The following is an 18,738-nucleotide window of genomic DNA, read 5'->3' on the forward strand; positions in this document are numbered from 1 at the left end:
CCTCGCAAACGGCTTACTTGATATGCCGCCCGCCGTTGACGGTCAGGGTGGTACCGGTGACATAGGGGTTGTCCAGCAGGTAACGCACGCTCTGGTAGATCACCTCAGGCCCGGGCTCGATGCCCAGGGCCGACTTGGCCAGGACCTTGGCGCGATAGGCCGCGTCGTCGCCTTCGTTGAACATCACCATGGCCGGCGCGATACCGTTGACCTTGATCAGCGGCGCGAACTGCGCGGCAAACGATAGCGTGAGGCTGTCGAGGCCGGCCTTGGTGGCGCAATAGGCGATGTGCTGACGGCTGCCCTTGCGCACCACGTCATCGCTGATGTGCACGATATCGGCAGGTGTCGAGCGTTGCAGCAAGGGTGAACAATGCAGGTTGATCAGGTACGGCGCAAGCATGTGTACGCTGAACATATCGATAAACGCGCGGCTTTCGTCGCCCGGTGTTTCTGCGACCCAGGCCGAAGCATTGTGGATGATCGCACGCAGGCTTTGGGTATGGGTTTGCAGCTGCGCGATGAAGGCAAGAATCCCGGCTTCGCTGGAAAAGTCGGCAAATACGCCGATGGCCCCTCGTTCACGTAGCGCCTGCACACCTGGGCGTTCGCTGCGGTAACTGAAAATCACCGAGTAGCCATCATCCAACAGGCGCTCAGCACAATGCAGGCCGACGCGCTGGCCGGCACCGGTGATCAGGATCGGTGCGTGGGTTGCAATCATGGGAGGCTCAAGTCGCTGGCAGACGCAAACTATACCAGCGACCCGGCCCCTGTGCTCATACGGCGGCTTCGGTGACTTTGCGCGGTGGCGAGGGGTGCAGCCAGTTCGCCAACAGATGCGTCGAGAGCGGAATAAAGAGGTAAACCATCAGCGGCGTCAGGGCGGCGGTGCTGACCAGTACACGGCTGAACAGGTCCAACTCGCCAAGCAGCGGGCCGAGACCGAAGTTGAACAACAATGACACCGGGAAGAACGCCAGCCAAATCGCGACCGCCTGTTTCCAGCGCGGCGGGCGTGCCCCTACGGCACCAAACCAGCCATCGATACCGCTGACACGACGCTCGCAAGGGTTGGCAAACAGCTCGCTTCCGCGACTCAGCCAGGCGCTGCGCGAGGCGGAAAATTCCCAGGCGTGCAGGGTTTTCTCATCGGCGAAGCGGAAGATGATCTGGAACTCATCATCATGGGGTGGCGGGGCGAGTACGCCGGAACCCAGGTAACCCGGGAAGTCAGTGGCCAATTGCTCGCCTTCGCGCAGCCAAGCCATCAATTCTTCGTAGCGACCTTTGGCGACGCGGCGCGCAACCATCAACGTGACGGGTGAGGTAGACATGGTGTATCTCCAGGTATCGAGTGCGCTGGGCCGGGTAAGCGGCGCACGAACGAGGCTGCGGGGTGCTGCAGCGACGTAAAAAACAGGCAAGGATTATTCCTGTTTTGCCGAAATACGCCAGAAACTTCGGATGGATCGCCGTAGATCTTGAATCATGGGCATCAATGGGCGTTAAATAAGATACAAATCCATATGGATATTGCTGACAGCTGATGCCCCAAATCATTGCTCCGTCTCTTGAAGCATCACCTGATAGTCACGCTGACCCCGAAGTGCTGTTTCCAATTCGTGAAGTGGCAAGACTTACAGGCGTTAACCCGGTGACTTTACGTGCCTGGGAGCGTCGCTATGGCTTGATTCAGCCCGTTCGCACCGAAAGTGGGCATCGGCTGTACTCAAGCACCGATATCGACACGGTTCATCGCATTCTTGACTGGATCGAACGCGGCGTAGCGGTGAGCAAAGTGGGCAAGATCCTGGCGCGTGATCAACGGCCCGGCGAGCTGGCCACGGCGTCACGCAGCGATATCGAACTGGAATGGCAGCAGTGGCAGGCGCAACTGCGGGTGGCCATCAGCGCTTTTGATGATCGTGAACTGGGGCAGTTGTACGGACAAATCTTCAGCGCTTATTCAACCACCGTCGTATTTCAGGACATCATGATGCCCCTCTGGCAGCAACTGCTGCGTCACCAGGGGCGTTTTGGCCAAGCCAGCGAATGGCTGTTTTTCGACAACTTCCTGCGTTCGCGCACCGCTCAACGGCTGCAATTGGCGTGTGCTTCACCGGCACCGAGGGTGTTGCTGGCCGCCATTGCCGGCGAGTGTCGTGAGCTGGAACTATTGGTCGCGGGTTTATTGATATCCAGCGACAAGCTCGCGGTAAAAGTCCTGGGTGTTGGCCAACCGCTCGATGAGTTGACGCTGGTCTGCGAGAGAACTCGGCCACAAGCCCTGGTGCTGTTTTCCAACCATTCTCCCGGTGCAGAACTGCCTTCGCGGCTCAGTCGCCTGGCATTGACGCTCAATTGCCCGTTGCTGTTGGCTGGCGATGCCTCGGACCTCGCCGAGCACAGCCTGGCAGGCTCATCGATAGGTTGCCTGGGCAATGACGGACGTTTGATGCAGCGCCGCTTGCAGCAGTTTCTCAGTGGTCACCTGGATACCTGAACTCAGGCGTGCACGTGGGGATGAACCAGGCGGTGCTGGTGCAGAATGAACTGGCGCAGGCGCTCGGTCTCATCTGCATCACTCTGGCTCAGGCGGTAAGCGAACAGGCCTCGGGCAGTTTCCCGCTCCAGCGTGCCGCGAAGCGCGATACGTTCGTAGCCGGAAGGGCTGAACCACAGGGAAAAGGTCTTGGGCGGTTTCGCCCGGCCGCGCACTTCTACCAGTACACCCTTGAATGATACTTCGTGCACCCACAATGCACTGGGGTAGCCCTTGACGTTTTCCAACGCCACGGGCGCTTCAAGGGCCAGGCGCCACGGGCGGATCATCGGCCCGTCTTCGAAAATGCTCGGCACGCCCAGGCGCAGATGCACCGCATGAAACTCATCTTCCACCAAGCGCAGGGGGAAGGTGAGCTGCTGGTTGTCGAACTGGGCCTGGATGGTGACTTGGTCGTGAGCGGCCAGCCGCGTGAGCAAATCACGAATCTGCGCGCCGCCATTAACCGTCAGGCTCGACCACGCATCCCGCAGATTGAGCTGCGGGTTGTGCTGCATGTCCTGGATAAAGTCCAGTTCGTCCTGCGTCAAAAGCGTGTCGCGGTGCATTGATCTAGCTCAAGGCTGAGGCATTAAAAAGCCATTATCGCTCTAAAGACTGGGTTTTTTACAGTTTGTTAATTCCACTCGTCGCCTTGAGCGCCGCGAGCTCGTTTTTAAGCTCGGCCAACTGCGTTTCCAACTGGGCGACGCGTTGCTGCGCCTTGACTTGAGTGGTGACGTCTTTTTGCACACCGACGAAATACGTTTGCCTGTCCGCCTCGTTGTACACCGTCGAAAGTGACAGCTCATTCCAGAAGTGAGTGCCGTCCTTGCGGTAGTTACGCAGGATCTCGCGACATGCGCCGCCGTTGTCGAGGGCTTCACGAATGGCCATCAGTGCCGGCTGGTCACGGTCACCGGACTGGAGGAAGCGGCAGTCCTGATAAAGGATCTCGTCCAGGGTGTAGCCGGTCAGGCGTTCGAACGCAGGGTTGACGTAGATCAGCGGTTTGTCCTTGCCCTCACGCTCGGCAACGACGATCCCATCGTTTGAGGCATTGACGACCATTTGCAGCAGCTTGGCGTTAATCATTGAGCGGTCCATGGCTTGTGTTTGACGGTGCAAGTTTAAGGCAAGTCTTGATTCTTGCACGCTGCGCGCTGAATTATCGGCACAGACTGCTAATATCCCAGGCTTTGACTCAACTACAGGATCAGATTGATGAAAGTCGCCATCCTTTCCGGCTCGGTCTACGGTACGGCTGAAGAAGTCGCTCGCCATGCGGAAAAAATCCTCAAGGACGCCGGTTTTGAAGCCTGGCACAACCCTCGCGCCAGCCTGGGCGAGGTGCAGGCGTTTGCTCCCGATGCGTTCCTTGCGGTGACCTCGACCACCGGCATGGGCGAGTTGCCCGATAATCTGCAACTGCTGTACTCAAGCATTCGCGACCAACTCCCCGCCGCCTGGCGCGGGCTGCCGGGCGCGGTCATCGGCCTGGGTGACGCCAGCTATGGCGATACGTTCTGCGGTGGCGGCGAGCAAATGCGCGAACTGTTCGGCGAGTTGGGCGTGCGTGAAGTGCTGCCGATGCTGCGCCTGGACGCCAGCGAAAGCGTGACCCCGGAAGCCGACGCCGAGCCTTGGCTGGCTGAACTGGTCGTCGCGCTGCGCGGTTGAGCGAAGGGGCGGCCGTTGTACTATTCTCTTGGCTGACTCGCTCAGTCATCAAGCTGGCTGCGAAGGCAACTCCTTGTGCAACGGCGTCTGACTAGACTGGCTCTCACTTAGACACAATAACAAGTGCGCCAAGGAGGACGTTGCCGTGAGCCTAGCCCCTGCATCATCGCCAGAAAACATCAAAGCCCAGGTCAGTGCTGCCGAATGGCAAACCCGCGTTGACCTGGCGGCCTGTTATCGCCTGGTGGCGATGCATGGTTGGGATGATCTGATCTTCACGCATATTTCGGCCAAGGTGCCGGGCACGGAAGATTTCCTGATCAACCCTTATGGGCTGATGTTCCACGAAATCACGGCCTCAAGCCTGGTCAAGGTTGACCAGGCCGGCAACAAGCAAATGGACAGCCCCTACGAGATCAACCCCGCGGGCTATACCATCCACAGCGCCATCCACGAAGTGCGTCATGACGTGACCTGCGTGTTGCATACCCACACCGCTGCCGGTGTGGCGGTTTGCGCACAAAAGCAAGGCGTATTGCCCATCAGTCAGCAGTCGCTGTTTGTGTTGTCCAGCCTCGGCTATCACGCCTACGAAGGCGTAGCACTGAACCATGAGGAAAAAGCCCGTTTGCAGGCGGACCTTGGGCAAAACAATTTCCTCATGCTGCATAACCACGGCTTGCTGACCTGTGCTGGCACCATCGCCGATACCTTCCTGATGATGTTCACCTTCCAGCGCGCCTGCGAGATCCAGGTGCTGGCGCAAAACGGCGCAGCGCAGCTGATTGCCATCGAGCCGCAAATCCTGGCTGGCGCCAAGGCGATGGTGGCAGCTGTCACAAAAAGCGCCCAAGGTATGGGAGGTGCGCTGGCCTGGCCGGCGCTGCTGCGCAAATTGGACCACCAGAACCCCGGGTATAAAAGCTGATGCCACTCGCCGAGATACCGCTCAGAGCCTGGCGCAAACGCGGCCAGGACTTCGTCTTTCGTGGCCGTACCCTGCGTTACTGGGTGGCCGGGCAGGGCACGCCTCTGCTGCTTATTCATGGCTTCCCCACCGCCAGTTGGGATTGGCATTACCTGTGGCAGCCCCTGGCCCAGCGCAATCTGGTGATTGCCTGCGACATGCTCGGTTTTGGTGACTCGGCCAAGCCCCTGAACCACGACTATTGCCTGTTGGAGCAAGCCGACTTGCAACAGGCGTTGCTTGAACACCTGGGAGTGGAGCAGCCGGTGCATGTATTGGCCCATGACTACGGCGACAGCGTCGCCCAGGAGTTACTTGCCCGGCATTACGAAGGCCGGTTCCAGATGGCCAGTTGCGTCTTTCTCAACGGCGGGCTGTTCCCGGAAACCCACCGTCCCACCCTGGTGCAAAAGTTATTGCTCAGCCCGTTGGGCTGGATGATCGGCCGGGCTTACGGGCGCAATGCCCTGGCCAGCAGTTTCAGCCAGATATTCGGCCCGCGAACGCGGCCCAGTGAAAGCGCTCTGGATGATTTCTGGAGTTTGATCAGTTGCAATGACGGGCCGCGTATCCTGCACAAACTGATCGCCTACATTCCCCAGCGTCGACGCCTGCGTGATCGCTGGGTGGCCGCCATGCAGCACGGCAGCGTGCCGATGCGGGTGATCGACGGCGAGGTGGACCCGATTTCCGGCGGCCATATGGTCGAGCGCTTTGAGCAACTGGTGCCCCACGCCGACACGGTATTGCTGGCCGATATCGGCCATTACCCGCAGATCGAGGCGCCGGTGCAGGTGCTCAGGCATTACCAGGCCTTTCGTGATCGCATCGGCCAGCCTTCGCCGCAAGCGGTCTATTCCTGAGCCTGGCTTCTCCAGCGGGTATCATCCTGCTGCCTTATCGAGCACCATTCAGCCTCGGCCGTCTTTATTGTGACCAAAGGCGCTGTGCGTGACACTCTGCCTATTCCCATTGTCGCCAGCGGAGTTCGGTATGAGTGAATCAGTGCAGTTCCAGGATAAGGTCGTGATCGTCACCGGTGCCGGCGGTGGCCTGGGCCGTGCTCATGCACTGCTGTTCGCCAGGCACGGAGCCAAAGTGCTGGTCAATGACCTGGGTGGCTCCACCCAGGGCGAGGGCGCCAACGCCTCGGCGGCCGACCGGGTGGTAGCAGAGATTCGCGCGGCAGGCGGCATTGCCGAGGCCAACCATGACTCGGTCACCGACGGTGACAAGATCGTACAGAACGCTCTGGATGTCTTCGGCCGGATCGACGTGGTAGTCAACAACGCCGGGATCCTGCGCGACAAGACTTTCCACAAGATGGACGACAGCGACTGGGATCTGGTTTACCGGGTGCATGTCGAAGGCGCCTACAAGGTTACGCGTGCCGCCTGGCCCCATCTGCGCGAGCAAGGTTATGGCCGGGTGATCTTCACCGCCTCCACGTCAGGCATCTACGGCAACTTCGGCCAGTCCAATTACGGCATGGCCAAGTTGGGCCTGTATGGGTTGACCCGCACCCTGGCGCTGGAAGGGCGCAAGAACAATATCCTGGTCAACGCCATCGCCCCTACCGGCGGTACGCGCATGACCGAAGGGCTGATCCCGCCCCAGGTATTCGAGCGGCTCAAGCCGGAACTGGTCAGCCCGTTGGTGGTGTATTTGGGCAGTGAAGCCTGCCAGGAAACTTCAGGGTTGTTCGAAGTGGGTGGCGGCTGGATCGGCAAGACCCGTTGGGAGCGCAGCCTGGGGGTGGGGTTTGATCCCGAAGCGGGCTTCTCGCCGGACGACGTGGCGGCGCATTGGCAGCAGATCTGTGATTTCGAAGGGGCTGCACATCCCAAGGACAACATTGAGGCATTGAAGGAGATGATGGCCAACTTGCAGAAGTTCAGCCTCTGATCATTGCCGGAACATCACTGAATCTCGCGGGGCGTCGATGACGCCCCTTTTTATTTCAGGCATAAAAAAGGCCGCTGCATAAGCAGCGGCCGAAGTAAGACGTTGGATCAAGGAGCGACAAATCAACGTCAGTGAACACCGGTAACAGACTGAATACGGGATCAATCCGTTGTAAATCTGCTGTTCTCCCCCAGCAGGGAGCGGGCCATTTGCCCTGAAAGCGAGGTAAGAATAGTCGCTTGTAACAAAATGAGTAATAGCAGTTCAGGACAAGGACTGTTACCAATTACGCAACAGTTGTGCGGCGTTCATCGACTCTTCTGATAACGCCCTATCCACCCCATTCATGCGCAATCTTCACGCCACAGGCGGTGGCCAAGGCGACGACGCTGGGCTTGATGGCCTAGGCGCGTAATGCCTGGCGGTATTCGCCCGGGGTGGCCCCCAAGGCTTGGCGAAAGCGCTGGTTGAAATGGCTGGCGCTGGAAAAACCGCACCTCAAAGCCACCTCACCCAGGGGCAGCGTGCTGCTGCGCAGCAGGGTCTTCGCCCGCGCCAGACGGCGTGCCAGCAGGTATTGATGGGGCGGCACGCCGAAACTCTGACGGAACATCCGGGCGAAATGGTATTCCGACAGCGCGCACATCGATGCCAACTGGCCGAGGCTGATGGGGTCTTCGACATGGTGGTCGATGTACTCCACCAGACGCCGCCGTTGGTGCGCCGCCAGCCCGCCTTTGAGGCGCAGGCCCTCGCGTATGCCGACCTGGTTGAGCAGGGTGTGGCTGAGCAACTCATGGGCCAGGCTGCTGGTCAGCAAGCGCTCTGCGGGTTCGAGCCAGTTGAGGCTAATCAGCTGGTGAAAGCGCCGGGCCTGGCGGGCGTCTTCAAGGAAGGTCGTCTCACGCAACTGCAATTCCCGCGGCTCGCGGTCCAGCAGGGTGACGCAGCCGAGGGCAAATTGCTCCGGGCTGAAATACACGTGGGCCAGGCGAATCTCGCCATTGATCACCCACGCCGACTGGTGCTCGGCCGGCAGAATGCACAATTTGTCGGGGCCGCCCTTGGTACCCGGCCGGTCGCGACGAAAGGTGCCCGTGCCGCCGCCGATATAGCAGGACAAGGTGTGATGGCTGGGCGCCTGATAGTCCTGGGCATCGTGGTGGTTGCTCCACACGGCCGCAGACAAACCGTCACCGAGCTCGGCGCAGGCTTCCAGGCGTGCGTGGGGCGAGCGGTTGAGGGATTGAAAGACGTGCAGCGATTCCAGCTCTGGCATGGTGTGTTCTCCGACGCCTTGCATCCTACTCCCGGCGGCGAGCGCTGTGAGCCCGTCACCCGACAAAAGCGCAAGAATGTGCAAGAACCTCAGGGCGATTAACCGCAACACTGTGGCTCAATCGTCGGAGCCTGCTATGAACCTCTTCTTGTACTTACTCACGGTGCTGATTTGGGGTACCACCTGGATCGCGCTCAAATGGCAACTGGGCGTGGTGGCGATTCCCGTGTCGATTGTCTATCGCTTCGGCCTGGCGGCGCTGGTGCTGTTCGCGCTGTTGCTGCTCAGCCGCAAATTGCAGGTGATGAACCGCCGCGGGCACCTGATTTGCCTGGCCCAAGGGCTGTGCCTTTTCTGCGTCAACTTCATGTGCTTTCTCACCGCCAGCCAGTGGATCCCCAGTGGCCTGGTCGCCGTGGTGTTTTCCACGGCGACCTTGTGGAATGCCCTGAATGCCCGGGTGTTTTTCGGCCAGCGGGTTGCACGTAACGTATTGACGGGCGGCGCGCTGGGGCTGCTGGGCCTGGGCTTTCTGTTCTGGCCGGAACTGGCCGGGCATACCGCCAGCCCGCAGACCTTACTCGGGCTGGGCCTGGCGCTGCTGGGAACGCTGTGTTTTTCGGCGGGCAATATGCTGTCGAGCCTGCAACAGAAGGCCGGGCTCAAACCGTTGACCACCAATGCCTGGGGCATGGCCTATGGGGCAGCCATGTTGGCGACCTATTGCGCAGTGCGTGGCATTCCCTTCGAGATGGACTGGAGCGCACGGTATATCAGTGCGCTGTGGTACCTGGTGATCCCGGGCTCGGTGATTGGGTTTACCGCCTACCTCACCCTGGTCGGCCGCATGGGGCCGGAAAAAGCGGCATATTGCACCGTGCTGTTTCCGGTGGTGGCGTTGAATGTGTCTGCATTCGCCGAGGGCTACCAGTGGACGGCGCCGGCGTTGGTGGGGCTGGTGCTGGTGATGTTGGGGAATGTATTGGTGTTTCGTAAACCCAAACCGGTAAACCCGGTTTTCCAAGCGAAACACATTTAACCGAGTTGCCTGGTCTATTTCAGGCCCAGGCGCTTGGCCATGCGCCCAAGGTTGGCGCGGTCCAGGCCCAGTTCGCGGGCGGCGCCGGCCCAGTTGTGCTGATGACGTTCCAGACAGGCGCTGATGATCTGGCGCTGATAGTGCTCGGTGGCCTGGCGCAGGTCGCCAGTGGCGATGGGCGCGGCTTGCACTGGTACATCAATCACCGCTGCACTGATGTCAGGCAAGTCCAGGTCCTGGGCGCTCAGGCTGAGAATCTTCGGGCGTTCGCGACAGTTGCCCAAGGCTTTGAGCGCGCTACGTCCGATCAGGTGTTCCAGTTCGCGCACATTGCCCGGCCAGTTGTAAGCCAGCAGCGCCGCCTGGGCGTCACTGGTCAGGCGCAAGCTACCCAGGCCCATGCGCGACCGGTTCTGTTCGAGGAAAAAGCCTGCCAATAGCAGCACATCCCGTCCGCGCTCACGCAGCGCCGGCACTTGCAGCGGGTACACGCTCAGGCGATGGTAGAAATCGGCGCGGTAGCGGCTATTGCGCACCTCTTCGGCAAGGTCGCGGTTGGTGGCGGCAATCAGGCGCACGTCCACCTGGTGTTCCTTGTCCGAGCCCAGGCGCTGCAACTGGCCGCTTTGCAGTACGCGCAGCAGCTTGGCCTGCACGCTCAATGACAGTTCACCCACTTCGTCCAGAAACAACGTGCCGCCGTTGGCCAGTTCGAATTTGCCCCGTCGCTCATTCAACGCGCCGGTGAAAGCACCGCGCACATGGCCGAACAGCTCGCTCTCTACCAGGGTTTCCGGTAGCGCGGCGCAATTGAGGCTGATCATCGGCTTGTCGGCACGCGATGACGCGGCATGGATCGCCTGGGCCACCAGTTCCTTGCCGACCCCGGTTTCGCCGGTGATCAGCACGGTCAGGTCGCTGCCGCCCACCAGCTTGATTTCCTCGACCAGCCGTTTGTGCGCTTTGCTCTGGCCGATCATTTCCTTGTGCTGCTGACCGCTGGCCTGGCGATAGATTTCGGCGCGCTGGTGCTCGTCCTCGGCCCGTAGCGCCAGGCGCTCAATGCGTTCAGCCACATTGACCGTGGCCGCGGCCAGGCTGGCGAAGGCTTGCAGCGCGTCCAGTTCGACCCGTTCAAAGCGTTCGTTGTCGAGGGCGTCAAGGGTCAGCAGGCCCCAGGGCTGGTCGTCGATAAACAGCGGGCAGCCCATGCAGTCGTGGACTTCAAGGTGGCCGTGCAAGCCAGCGACCAAGCCGTCATAGGGGTCGGGCAATTGGCTGTCGCTGTCGAAGCGGGTAGGGCCGGGGCTGCTGAGCAATATTTCAAAGCGCGGGTGTTCGCTGATCTTGAAACGGCGGCCCAGGGTATCGGCGCTCAAGCCATCCACCGCCAGCGGCACCAGCCATTCGCCATCCAGGCGCAGCAGCGCGGCGGCATCACACGGCAGCAGGGCGCGCATGGCTTGCAGCAGGCGGCGGTAGCGCTCGCCTTCGGGCAATTCGCGGGACAGGTCGGCGACCAGCGGCAGCAGGGCGGTGAGCAGCGATTTTGCAGTCATAATGACTCCTTGTAGTCGATATGACTATAAAGCGTAAGAAGTCATATTGACTACAAAATATTTAAGCTGTTGAAAATTAAGAATTTATTAGTTGGCACGAATACTGACTGCCTAAAGGTAATGAGTAAAAAGACCCAGGAGTCTGCCATGCTAAGTGCCCAAGACCGTGCCATCGTCAAATCCACTGTGCCCCTGCTGGAAAGCGGCGGCGAAGCACTGATTACCCACTTCTACCGCATGATGCTGTCCGAGTATCCCGAAGTCCGCCCGCTGTTCAACCAGGCCCACCAGGCCAGCGGCGACCAGCCCCGGGCCTTGGCCAATGGCGTGCTGATGTATGCGCGGCATATCGACCAGTTGGACCAGTTGGGTGACCTGGTGGCCAAGATCATCAACAAGCACGTGGCCTTGCAGATCCTGCCGGAGCATTACCCGATTGTGGGTGCCTGCTTGCTGCGGGCTATTTCCGAAGTGCTGGGCAGCGAGATTGCCACCCCTGAGGTGATGAGTGCCTGGGGCGCGGCCTACGGCCAGTTGGCGGACATTTTGATCGGTGCCGAAGCGGCCATCTACGACGAAAAAGCCCAGGCGCCCGGCGGCTGGCGGGGGGCGCGACCATTCCTGTTGGTCAAGCGCGTGGAGGAGAGTGACGAGATCATCTCCTTCTATTTTGCCCCAGTGGACAATGGCCCGATCCTGGCTGCCGAGCCCGGCCAGTACATCGGCCTGAAGTTGGTCCTCGACGGCGAAGAGGTGCGTCGCAACTATTCCCTGTCGGCCCTCACCGATACCGGCATGTACCGCATCAGCGTCAAGCGCGAAGCCGGCGGGCGAGTGTCCAACTACCTGCATGACCAGATGCACGTTGGCGCGACGGTTGACCTGTTTCCACCGTCGGGCGAGTTCACCCTGGCTGCCAGCGATAAGCCGCTGGTGCTGATCAGCGGCGGGGTGGGCATTACGCCAACCCTGCCGATGCTCGAAGCAGCCCTGGCGAGCGAGCGGCCGGTGCACTTTATTCACTGTGCGCGTAATGGCGGGGTGCATGCGTTCCGTGACTGGGTGGACACCCTGGCGGCCAAGCACCCGCAGCTCAAGCGCTTCTACTGCTACGCCGAGGATGACGGTATCAGCCCGGCGGCGGACAAGATCGGGATGCTCAATCAGGAGCAACTGGCGGCCTGGTTGCCCGAAGACCGTGATATCGATGCGTACTTCCTGGGGCCCAAGGGCTTCATGGCGGCGATCAAGCGTCACCTCAAGGCCCTGGGTGTGCCGGATAAGCAGGCTCGCTATGAGTTCTTCGGCCCGGCGGCGGCGCTTGAATAGATTTTAGCCCATTGACCGTATCGGCATCATCGCGGGCAAGCCCGGCTCCCACATTGGAATGCGTTCTCTGTGGGAGCCGGGCTTGCCCGCGGTGGCGTCCGCATAATCACTACATTTACCATGATTAATCCGCTGTTAACCCCTCTCTGTTTTAACCACTGCCTGTGTGTAAACTTGTTGCCATCAGGCACAACCATAATCAGAGAAAGGGAAAGACGGGGATGATTGACGACATGCGTTTGGGCAGGGAGCGGCGCTTTCTGGTGTTGCTGGGCATTATCTGCCTGGCGCTGATTGGCGGCGCGCTGTACATGCAAGTGGTGCTGGGCGAAGCGCCGTGCCCGCTGTGTATCCTGCAACGCTATGCCTTGCTGCTGATTGCGGTCTTCGCGTTTATCGGTGCCGCCATGCGCACCAAAGGCGCGGTGACCTTCTTTGAAGGGTTGGTGGTGCTCAGCGCCTTGGGCGGCGTGGCCGCCGCCGGCCACCATGTGTACACCCAGTTCTTTCCTCAGGTCAGCTGCGGCATCGATGTGTTGCAACCGATCGTCGATGATCTGCCCCTGGCCAAAGTGTTTCCCCTGGGGTTCCAGGTCGATGGTTTCTGCAGCACCCCTTACCCGCCGATCCTCGGCCTGTCCCTGGCCCAATGGGCGCTGGTGGCGTTCGTGCTGACAGTGGTCCTGGTACCCCTGTGTATCTACCGCAACCGTCATCCCAAAGCCTGACCCCTCGCAGCGACAAAACGCTCCGGCCTTCTTGAGTAGGCCGGAGCGTTTTGGTTTGTAGGGATTTGTGAAAGCGCTGTGACGAGGGGCAACTTAAGGTGCGCGCAGCGTGCGACATGTTGTCACACGGACGCTGTCGCAGGACGTTTCTGACCCGCCGAATCGACCCTTAAATTTGCACCCGGCGCACAAATTGTGCTGTCAGTTCGTGGGCCTGGCCGTGCCGTGACGGGCGCGAGTCTGGAGAGCTTGATGGATCTGCGAATCCCTTGGTTTATGGGCACTTGCATCCATTGGTCATGCCCTTACAGGCTGTAAGGGAAGTGGCAATCTGCCCAATAACACGGCAATTTTTGTGGTTTTTGTTGAGAATCGAACGCGATAAGATCGCGAATCTTTGCAACTTTGGTGAAGGATTGTTGCTGGAATCGATAAAAATTATTTCTTTATAAGACATGGTTTATACATCGCTAGCTAACTACAATCGCCCGCACTGAATGTCCGGTGCTGTTCAATATTTGAGCATTGGAGCGGTCGAGGAGCAGATGGAAGGCTCTGTGCGACCCCAGGTTCCGGCAGCCTTTCAACTATCCGCACCAAATGGAATTGGTCTGTAACAAGGCCTTTAGCCACGAAATCGAATAAGAACTCACTGCAGGTCCGTGAAACGTACAGTTATGACGTGTCGGGCAGGCTCTTATTCAATCGAAGAGAAATGCCAACCCTTGGCAGGGTGAAGTGTTGGCGATCAAAACCCAACTGCATTGCGCAAGCTGCTTTAGAGGTCGTGAGATGAGTAAAAACAGGTACCCCCGATTACTAGGCTTTTTGCCGCTGCTTGGCATGTTTTTAATGCTGGGAGGCTGCAAGTGGACCTTGCTCGACCCAAAAGGACAGGTCGGTCTGGATGAACGAAACCTGATCATCACCGCTACCCTGCTGATGTTGCTGGTTGTGGTTCCTGTGATCGTGATGACCTTCGCCTTCGCCTGGAAATACCGCGCGTCCAACACCAGCGCCACCTACGCGCCGAAGTGGTCGCACTCCACCAAGATCGAAATCGCGGTGTGGCTGGTCCCGATCCTCATCATTATCGCCCTGGGTTACATCACCTATAAGTCGACCCACGCTCTGGACCCGTACCGTCCACTGGAATCCGACGTGAAGCCTGTGAACATCCAAGTGGTCGCGCTGGATTGGAAGTGGCTGTTCATCTACCCGGACCTGGGTATCGCCACCGTCAACGAGATCCGCTTCCCGGAGCACACCCCGCTTAACTTCCGGATCACCTCCGACGCCGTGATGAACTCGTTCTTCATCCCTGCACTGGGTGGCCAGATCTACGCGATGGCAGGCATGCAGACCCGCCTGCACCTGATCGCCAACCAGAAAGCTGAAATGGAAGGCATCTCCGCCAACTACAGCGGCGCTGGCTTCACCGGCATGAAATTCAAAGCGATCTCGACAAGCCAGGAAGATTTCGACGCCTGGGTAGCTGCAGTCAAGGCCGCACCTAAACAGCTTGATCAAGCTGAATACGACGCCCTGACCAAACCAAGCCAGAACAACCCTGTCGCCTTGTACTCCGCGTATGAGCCGGACCTGTTTCAGAAAATCGTCGACAAGTACGAAGGTATGAAGCCAGGCAAGCCGGTCAAGCACGAGAAGAAAGAAGTGGCCGCGGTTGAAGGTTCTGATACAGGCGCGCATTCAACTGCTGGGGCAGAGGAGTAAACGATGTTTGGTAAATTAAGTTGGGACGCGGTCCCATTCCACGAGCCGATCGTGATGGTGACCATCGCCATGATCGCGCTGGGTGGTCTGGCACTGGTTGCGGGTATTACGTACTTCAAGAAGTGGTCCTACCTGTGGACCGAGTGGCTGACCTCGGTCGACCACAAGAAAATCGGCGTCATGTACGTCATCGTTGCCATGGTCATGCTGCTGCGTGGTTTTGCCGACGCCATCATGATGCGTACCCAGTTGGCCATGGCCACCGAGGGTTCGCCTGGCTACCTGCCACCTGAACACTATGACCAGATCTTCACCGCCCACGGTGTGATCATGATCATCTTCATGGCGATGCCATTCTTCACCGGCTTGATGAACCTTGCCTTGCCGCTGCAGATTGGTGCGCGTGACGTTGCCTACCCGTTCCTGAACTCCCTGAGCTTCTGGCTGCTGGTTTCCGGCGTGGTGCTGATCAACGTTTCCCTGGGCGTCGGCGAATTTGCCAAGACCGGTTGGGTTGCGTATCCGCCATTGTCGGGCTTGCAATACAGTCCGGGCGTGGGTGTGGACTACTACATCTGGGCCCTACAGTTATCAGGACTCGGGACGACATTGACGGGGGTCAACTTCCTGGCCACCGTCCTGAAAATGCGCGCCCCTGGCATGAAACTGATGGACATGCCGATCTTCACCTGGACCTGCACCTGGGCAAACGTGCTGATCGTGGCTTCGTTCCCGATCCTTGCCGCTACCATGGCGCTGCTGTCGCTTGACCGTTACCTGGATTTCCACATTTTCACCAATGAACTTGGTGGCAATCCAATGATGTACGTGAACCTGTTCTGGGCATGGGGTCACCCTGAGGTGTACATCCTGATCCTGCCAGCGTTCGGTATCTTCTCCGAAGTGATCTCGACCTTTACCGGCAAGCGCCTGTTCGGTCACCACTCGATGGTCTACGCATCGGGCGCGATCTCCGTACTGGGCTTCATGGTGTGGCTGCACCACTTCTTCACCATGGGCTCGGGGGCCAGCGTCAACGCCTTCTTCGGCCTGGCGACGATGCTGATTTCCATCCCGACGGGGGTGAAGCTATTCAACTGGCTGTTCACCATCTACCACGGTCGTCTGCGCATGACCAGCCAGGTCCTGTGGACCCTGGGCTTCATGGTGACCTTCGCCATTGGCGGCATGACCGGCGTACTGCTGGCCATCCCGGGTGCTGACTTCGTGTTGCACAACAGCCTGTTCGTGATCGCGCACTTCCACAACGTGATCATCGGTGGTGCGGTATTCGGCTACATCGCTGGTTTCAGCTTCTACTTCCCGAAAGCGTTCGGCTTCAAGCTGCACGAAGGCTGGGGCAAGGCTGCATTCTGGTTCTGGATCTCGGGCTTCTTCGTCGCGTTCATGCCGCTCTATGCACTGGGCTTCATGGGCATGACCCGTCGTCTGAACGCCACCACCAACCCTGAGTGGGTACCGTACCTGTACGTTGCCATGTTCGGTGCGGTGATGATCGCTGTGGGCATCGCCTGCCAGTTGATCCAGCTGTACGTCAGTGTGCGTGATCGCAAGAAGAACATGTGCGAGTCCGGCGACCCATGGAACGGCCACACCCTGGAATGGTCGACCTCGTCGCCACCACCGTTCTACAACTTCGCTGTGATCCCGACTGCGAACACCATTGATGCCTTCACCGAAGCCAAGGAAGACGGTACTGCGTACCAGAAGCCCAAGCACTACGAGCCGATCCACATGCCAAACAACACCGCCACTGGCGTGGTGATGGGTGCGCTGTTGACCGTGTTCGGTTTCGCGATGATCTGGCACATCTGGTGGCTGGCAATCGCGAGCCTGGTGGGCACTATCGGTTACTTCATCATTCACGCTGCCCGTGATGATCAAGGCTACATGGTGCCGGTCGAAACGATCGAACGCATCGAAGCCGAGCAGCACGCTCGCCTGGTAGCCGAGAAGAAGATTCCGGCCAACCGTGTAGAAACCTCGTTGGAACAGGCTTAAACCATGTCGAACTTAGTGACCAATGCTGGACACGCCCATGTCGATGACCATGGGCACGATGACCATCACCACGACTCGGGGCCAATAACCGTCTACGGTTTCTGGCTCTACCTGATGACCGACTGCATCTTGTTTGCGTCGATCTTCGCGGTGTACGCGGTACTGGTAAACAACGTAGCGGGTGGCCCGTCGGGCCACGACATCTTCGAACTGCCTTACGTGCTCGGCGAAACCGCCTTGCTGTTGTTCAGTTCGATCACCTACGGCTTCGCCATGTTGGCCTTCTACAAAGGCAACAAGAAGGGCGTGCTGACCTGGCTGGGCCTGACCTTCCTGTTCGGCCTGGGCTTTATCGGCATGGAGATCAACGAGTTCCACCTGCTGATCTCCGAAGGCTACGGTCCTAGCCGTTCCGGTTTCCTGTCGGCGTTCTTCACGCTGGTCGGCACCCACGGTCTGCACGTAACCGCAGGTTTGCTGTGGATGGCGGTGATGATCTATCAGGTCAACAAACACGGCCTGACCAACACCAACAAGACCCGCCTGAGCTGCCTGAGCCTGTTCTGGCACTTCCTGGACGTGGTCTGGATCTGCGTATTCACCGTCGTTTACTTGATGGGGACTCTGTAATGGCTAATGCACACTCCCATGACAGCCACGATTCGAGCCACGGCAGCGTAAAGTCTTACGCTATCGGCTTCATCCTGTCGGTCATCCTGACCCTGATCCCGTTCGGCCTGGTGATGTACCCAACCTTGCCGAAGTCGATCACCTTGATGATCGTCCTGGCGTTCGCGGTGATTCAGGTCCTGGTGCACCTGGTGTACTTCCTGCACCTGGATCGCTCCAAAGAGCAGCGCGAGAATGTGATCGCGTTTGTGTTCGCAGGCCTGGTGATCGTTCTGCTGGTTGGTCTGTCGCTGTGGATCATGTTCAGCATCCACACCTACATGATGGCGAAGTGAGGTAAGACCCGATGTCGCTTAAGCACTTTATCCAAATCACCAAACCGGGGATCATTTTCGGTAACGTGCTTTCTGTGGCGGGCGGTTTCTTCCTGGCCTCCAAGGGACATGTCGATCTGGCCATCTTCCTGGCTGCGATGATCGGTACGTCCCTGGTGGTTGCTTCCGGATGCGTGTTCAACAACTGCATCGACCGTGACATCGACATCAAGATGGAACGCACCAAGAATCGAGTGCTGGTCCAGGGGCTTATTTCCCTGAAGCTGGCGCTGATCTTCGCGACCATCCTGGGTGTTGCGGGCGTAGTGTTGTTGTACAAGGTGGCCAACCCGTTGGCGGCGCTGTTTGCCGTGATCGGTTTTGTCATCTATGTCGGCCTCTACAGCCTGTACCTCAAGCGCAAGTCGGTTCACGGCACGCTGGTGGGCAGCCTGTCGGGGGCGATGCCGCCGGTGATTGGTTATGTGGCTGTAACCAATAGCTTCGACATGGCCGCGCTGGTGCTGCTGGTGATGTTCAGCCTGTGGCAGATGCCGCATTCCTACGCCATCGCGATTTTCCGCTTCAATGACTACCTGGCTGCGTCGATTCCGGTTCTGCCGGTCAAGCGTGGCATTCAGGTGGCCAAGAAACACATCCTGCTCTACATCCTGGCGTTCCTCGTGGCGACCTTGATGTTGACCTTCAGTGGCTACGCCGGCATGAGCTACCTCGCCGTAGCCGCCGCCATGGGCATGTACTGGTTGTACATGGCCTGGACCGGTTACAAGGCGGTGGACGACACCGTCTGGGCGCGCAAGCTCTTCGTGTTCTCGATCTTCACCATCACCGCGCTCAGCGTGATGATGTCCCTGGATTTCCAGGTACCGAAAGAGCTGTTGCTGACCTACGCGCACTGAGTGGTCTTGCAGTAAAAAAGCCCCGCCTTCGAAAGACGCGCGGGGTTTTTTATTGAGCGCTGCGCTAAACCGGATACGCTGCGTTAT

The 18,738-nt window shown here is 59.1% G+C and carries 19 protein-coding genes; 13 read left to right on the forward strand and 6 right to left on the reverse strand.

Features of this window, described 5'->3' with window-relative positions; all coding sequences use genetic code 11:
• Positions 1 to 13: 13 nt before the first annotated feature.
• A complete protein-coding gene (gene folM, locus E3O56_RS24930; protein ID WP_164699563.1) occupies positions 14 to 721 on the reverse strand; it encodes a dihydromonapterin reductase in 708 nt (235 codons plus the stop codon).
• Between the two features lie 58 nt (positions 722 to 779).
• Complete coding sequence (locus tag E3O56_RS24935; protein ID WP_032879547.1) at positions 780 to 1,337, reverse strand: antibiotic biosynthesis monooxygenase; 558 nt, start codon at positions 1,335 to 1,337, stop codon at positions 780 to 782.
• Between the two features lie 212 nt (positions 1,338 to 1,549).
• Here E3O56_RS24935 and E3O56_RS24940 point away from each other — a divergent pair, with 212 nt between their 5' ends.
• On the forward strand, positions 1,550 to 2,506 hold the full coding sequence (locus E3O56_RS24940; RefSeq protein WP_032879548.1) for a MerR family transcriptional regulator: 957 nt from the start codon (positions 1,550 to 1,552) through the stop codon (positions 2,504 to 2,506).
• 2 nt (positions 2,507 to 2,508) lie between these two features.
• On the opposite strand, the gene E3O56_RS24945 is transcribed toward E3O56_RS24940, so the two are convergent.
• Positions 2,509 to 3,114, reverse strand: a complete 606-nt coding sequence (locus E3O56_RS24945) for a hypothetical protein (protein WP_032879549.1) — start codon at positions 3,112 to 3,114, stop codon at positions 2,509 to 2,511.
• A 58-nt stretch (positions 3,115 to 3,172) separates the two neighbouring features.
• The gene (locus E3O56_RS24950) at positions 3,173 to 3,640 is read right to left on the reverse strand and encodes a PAS domain-containing protein (protein WP_032879550.1); all 468 of its coding nucleotides are present in this window, start codon (positions 3,638 to 3,640) and stop codon (positions 3,173 to 3,175) included.
• 129 nt (positions 3,641 to 3,769) lie between these two features.
• Between E3O56_RS24950 and E3O56_RS24955 the strand changes: the two genes are divergently transcribed.
• The 4 genes from E3O56_RS24955 (at position 3,770) to E3O56_RS24970 (ending at position 7,097) form a co-directional block, all read left to right on the forward strand.
• Positions 3,770 to 4,225 (forward strand): flavodoxin, encoded by a 456-nt coding sequence (locus E3O56_RS24955; protein WP_032879551.1) that lies wholly within the window; start codon positions 3,770 to 3,772, stop codon positions 4,223 to 4,225.
• Positions 4,226 to 4,370: 145 nt separating this feature from the next.
• Positions 4,371 to 5,153, forward strand: coding sequence for a class II aldolase/adducin family protein (locus E3O56_RS24960; protein WP_005791271.1), 783 nt, complete (start codon positions 4,371 to 4,373; stop codon positions 5,151 to 5,153).
• Complete coding sequence (locus E3O56_RS24965; protein WP_032879552.1) at positions 5,153 to 6,055, forward strand: alpha/beta hydrolase; 903 nt, start codon at positions 5,153 to 5,155, stop codon at positions 6,053 to 6,055. The genes E3O56_RS24960 and E3O56_RS24965 overlap by 1 nt, the downstream gene beginning before the upstream one ends.
• Positions 6,056 to 6,185: 130 nt before the next feature.
• Positions 6,186 to 7,097 (forward strand): SDR family oxidoreductase, encoded by a 912-nt coding sequence (locus E3O56_RS24970; protein ID WP_248129138.1) that lies wholly within the window; start codon positions 6,186 to 6,188, stop codon positions 7,095 to 7,097.
• 403 nt (positions 7,098 to 7,500) lie between these two features.
• On the opposite strand, the gene E3O56_RS24975 is transcribed toward E3O56_RS24970, so the two are convergent.
• Positions 7,501 to 8,376: an AraC family transcriptional regulator gene (locus E3O56_RS24975; protein ID WP_248129202.1), complete on the reverse strand. Its 876-nt coding sequence runs from the start codon at positions 8,374 to 8,376 to the stop codon at positions 7,501 to 7,503.
• 136 nt (positions 8,377 to 8,512) lie between these two features.
• On the opposite strand from E3O56_RS24975, the gene E3O56_RS24980 reads away from it, so the two are divergent.
• Positions 8,513 to 9,415, forward strand: a complete 903-nt coding sequence (locus tag E3O56_RS24980) for a DMT family transporter (RefSeq protein WP_248129139.1) — start codon at positions 8,513 to 8,515, stop codon at positions 9,413 to 9,415.
• A gap of 14 nt (positions 9,416 to 9,429) precedes the next feature.
• Here E3O56_RS24980 and norR read toward each other — a convergent pair whose 3' ends face one another.
• Entirely contained in the window at positions 9,430 to 10,974 is a 1,545-nt protein-coding gene (norR, locus tag E3O56_RS24985) for a nitric oxide reductase transcriptional regulator NorR (protein ID WP_078822271.1), read from the reverse strand.
• A 147-nt stretch (positions 10,975 to 11,121) separates the two neighbouring features.
• Between norR and hmpA the strand changes: the two genes are divergently transcribed.
• From hmpA to cyoE, 7 genes are all read left to right on the forward strand, one after another.
• Positions 11,122 to 12,303: an NO-inducible flavohemoprotein gene (gene hmpA / locus E3O56_RS24990; RefSeq protein ID WP_032879559.1), complete on the forward strand. Its 1,182-nt coding sequence runs from the start codon at positions 11,122 to 11,124 to the stop codon at positions 12,301 to 12,303.
• Between the two features lie 221 nt (positions 12,304 to 12,524).
• Positions 12,525 to 13,031, forward strand: a complete 507-nt coding sequence (locus tag E3O56_RS24995; protein WP_032879561.1) for a disulfide bond formation protein B — start codon at positions 12,525 to 12,527, stop codon at positions 13,029 to 13,031.
• 792 nt (positions 13,032 to 13,823) lie between these two features.
• Entirely contained in the window at positions 13,824 to 14,765 is a 942-nt protein-coding gene (cyoA, locus tag E3O56_RS25000) for a ubiquinol oxidase subunit II (protein ID WP_005791256.1), read from the forward strand.
• Positions 14,766 to 14,768: 3 nt separating this feature from the next.
• Positions 14,769 to 16,787 carry a cytochrome o ubiquinol oxidase subunit I gene (gene cyoB, locus E3O56_RS25005; RefSeq protein WP_005791254.1) on the forward strand — a complete coding sequence of 673 codons (2,019 nt, stop codon included), beginning with the start codon at positions 14,769 to 14,771 and terminating at the stop codon, positions 16,785 to 16,787.
• Positions 16,788 to 16,790: 3 nt separating this feature from the next.
• On the forward strand, positions 16,791 to 17,417 hold the full coding sequence (locus E3O56_RS25010; RefSeq protein WP_005791252.1) for a cytochrome o ubiquinol oxidase subunit III: 627 nt from the start codon (positions 16,791 to 16,793) through the stop codon (positions 17,415 to 17,417).
• Positions 17,417 to 17,752: a cytochrome o ubiquinol oxidase subunit IV gene (gene cyoD / locus E3O56_RS25015; RefSeq protein WP_003194051.1), complete on the forward strand. Its 336-nt coding sequence runs from the start codon at positions 17,417 to 17,419 to the stop codon at positions 17,750 to 17,752. Before E3O56_RS25010 ends, cyoD begins: the two co-directional genes overlap by 1 nt.
• An 11-nt stretch (positions 17,753 to 17,763) precedes the next feature.
• The gene (gene cyoE / locus E3O56_RS25020; protein WP_005791249.1) at positions 17,764 to 18,651 is read left to right on the forward strand and encodes a heme o synthase; all 888 of its coding nucleotides are present in this window, start codon (positions 17,764 to 17,766) and stop codon (positions 18,649 to 18,651) included.
• Positions 18,652 to 18,738: the final 87 nt, after the last annotated feature.

This window comes from Pseudomonas sp. W2Aug9 (genome assembly GCF_023127755.1).
Lineage (GTDB): Bacteria > Pseudomonadota > Gammaproteobacteria > Pseudomonadales > Pseudomonadaceae > Aquipseudomonas > Aquipseudomonas synxantha_A.

Excerpts from the sequence above, each read along its gene's own strand:
- norR (WP_078822271.1), bottom strand. The coding sequence starts at position 10,974 with ATGACTGCAAAATCGCTGCTCACCGCCCTGCTGCCGCTGGTCGCCGAC.
- cyoD (WP_003194051.1), top strand. The coding sequence starts at position 17,417 with ATGGCTAATGCACACTCCCATGACAGCCACGATTCGAGCCACGGCAGC.
- E3O56_RS24965 (WP_032879552.1), top strand. The coding sequence starts at position 5,153 with ATGCCACTCGCCGAGATACCGCTCAGAGCCTGGCGCAAACGCGGCCAG.
- E3O56_RS25010 (WP_005791252.1), top strand. The coding sequence starts at position 16,791 with ATGTCGAACTTAGTGACCAATGCTGGACACGCCCATGTCGATGACCAT.
- E3O56_RS24995 (WP_032879561.1), top strand. The coding sequence starts at position 12,525 with ATGATTGACGACATGCGTTTGGGCAGGGAGCGGCGCTTTCTGGTGTTG.
- E3O56_RS24950 (WP_032879550.1), bottom strand. The coding sequence starts at position 3,640 with ATGATTAACGCCAAGCTGCTGCAAATGGTCGTCAATGCCTCAAACGAT.
- E3O56_RS24980 (WP_248129139.1), top strand. The coding sequence starts at position 8,513 with ATGAACCTCTTCTTGTACTTACTCACGGTGCTGATTTGGGGTACCACC.
- cyoE (WP_005791249.1), top strand. The coding sequence starts at position 17,764 with ATGTCGCTTAAGCACTTTATCCAAATCACCAAACCGGGGATCATTTTC.
- cyoB (WP_005791254.1), top strand. The coding sequence starts at position 14,769 with ATGTTTGGTAAATTAAGTTGGGACGCGGTCCCATTCCACGAGCCGATC.
- E3O56_RS24955 (WP_032879551.1), top strand. The coding sequence starts at position 3,770 with ATGAAAGTCGCCATCCTTTCCGGCTCGGTCTACGGTACGGCTGAAGAA.
- E3O56_RS24935 (WP_032879547.1), bottom strand. The coding sequence starts at position 1,337 with ATGTCTACCTCACCCGTCACGTTGATGGTTGCGCGCCGCGTCGCCAAA.
- E3O56_RS24945 (WP_032879549.1), bottom strand. The coding sequence starts at position 3,114 with ATGCACCGCGACACGCTTTTGACGCAGGACGAACTGGACTTTATCCAG.
- E3O56_RS24940 (WP_032879548.1), top strand. The coding sequence starts at position 1,550 with ATGCCCCAAATCATTGCTCCGTCTCTTGAAGCATCACCTGATAGTCAC.
- cyoA (WP_005791256.1), top strand. The coding sequence starts at position 13,824 with ATGAGTAAAAACAGGTACCCCCGATTACTAGGCTTTTTGCCGCTGCTT.
- E3O56_RS24975 (WP_248129202.1), bottom strand. The coding sequence starts at position 8,376 with ATGCCAGAGCTGGAATCGCTGCACGTCTTTCAATCCCTCAACCGCTCG.
- hmpA (WP_032879559.1), top strand. The coding sequence starts at position 11,122 with ATGCTAAGTGCCCAAGACCGTGCCATCGTCAAATCCACTGTGCCCCTG.
- E3O56_RS24970 (WP_248129138.1), top strand. The coding sequence starts at position 6,186 with ATGAGTGAATCAGTGCAGTTCCAGGATAAGGTCGTGATCGTCACCGGT.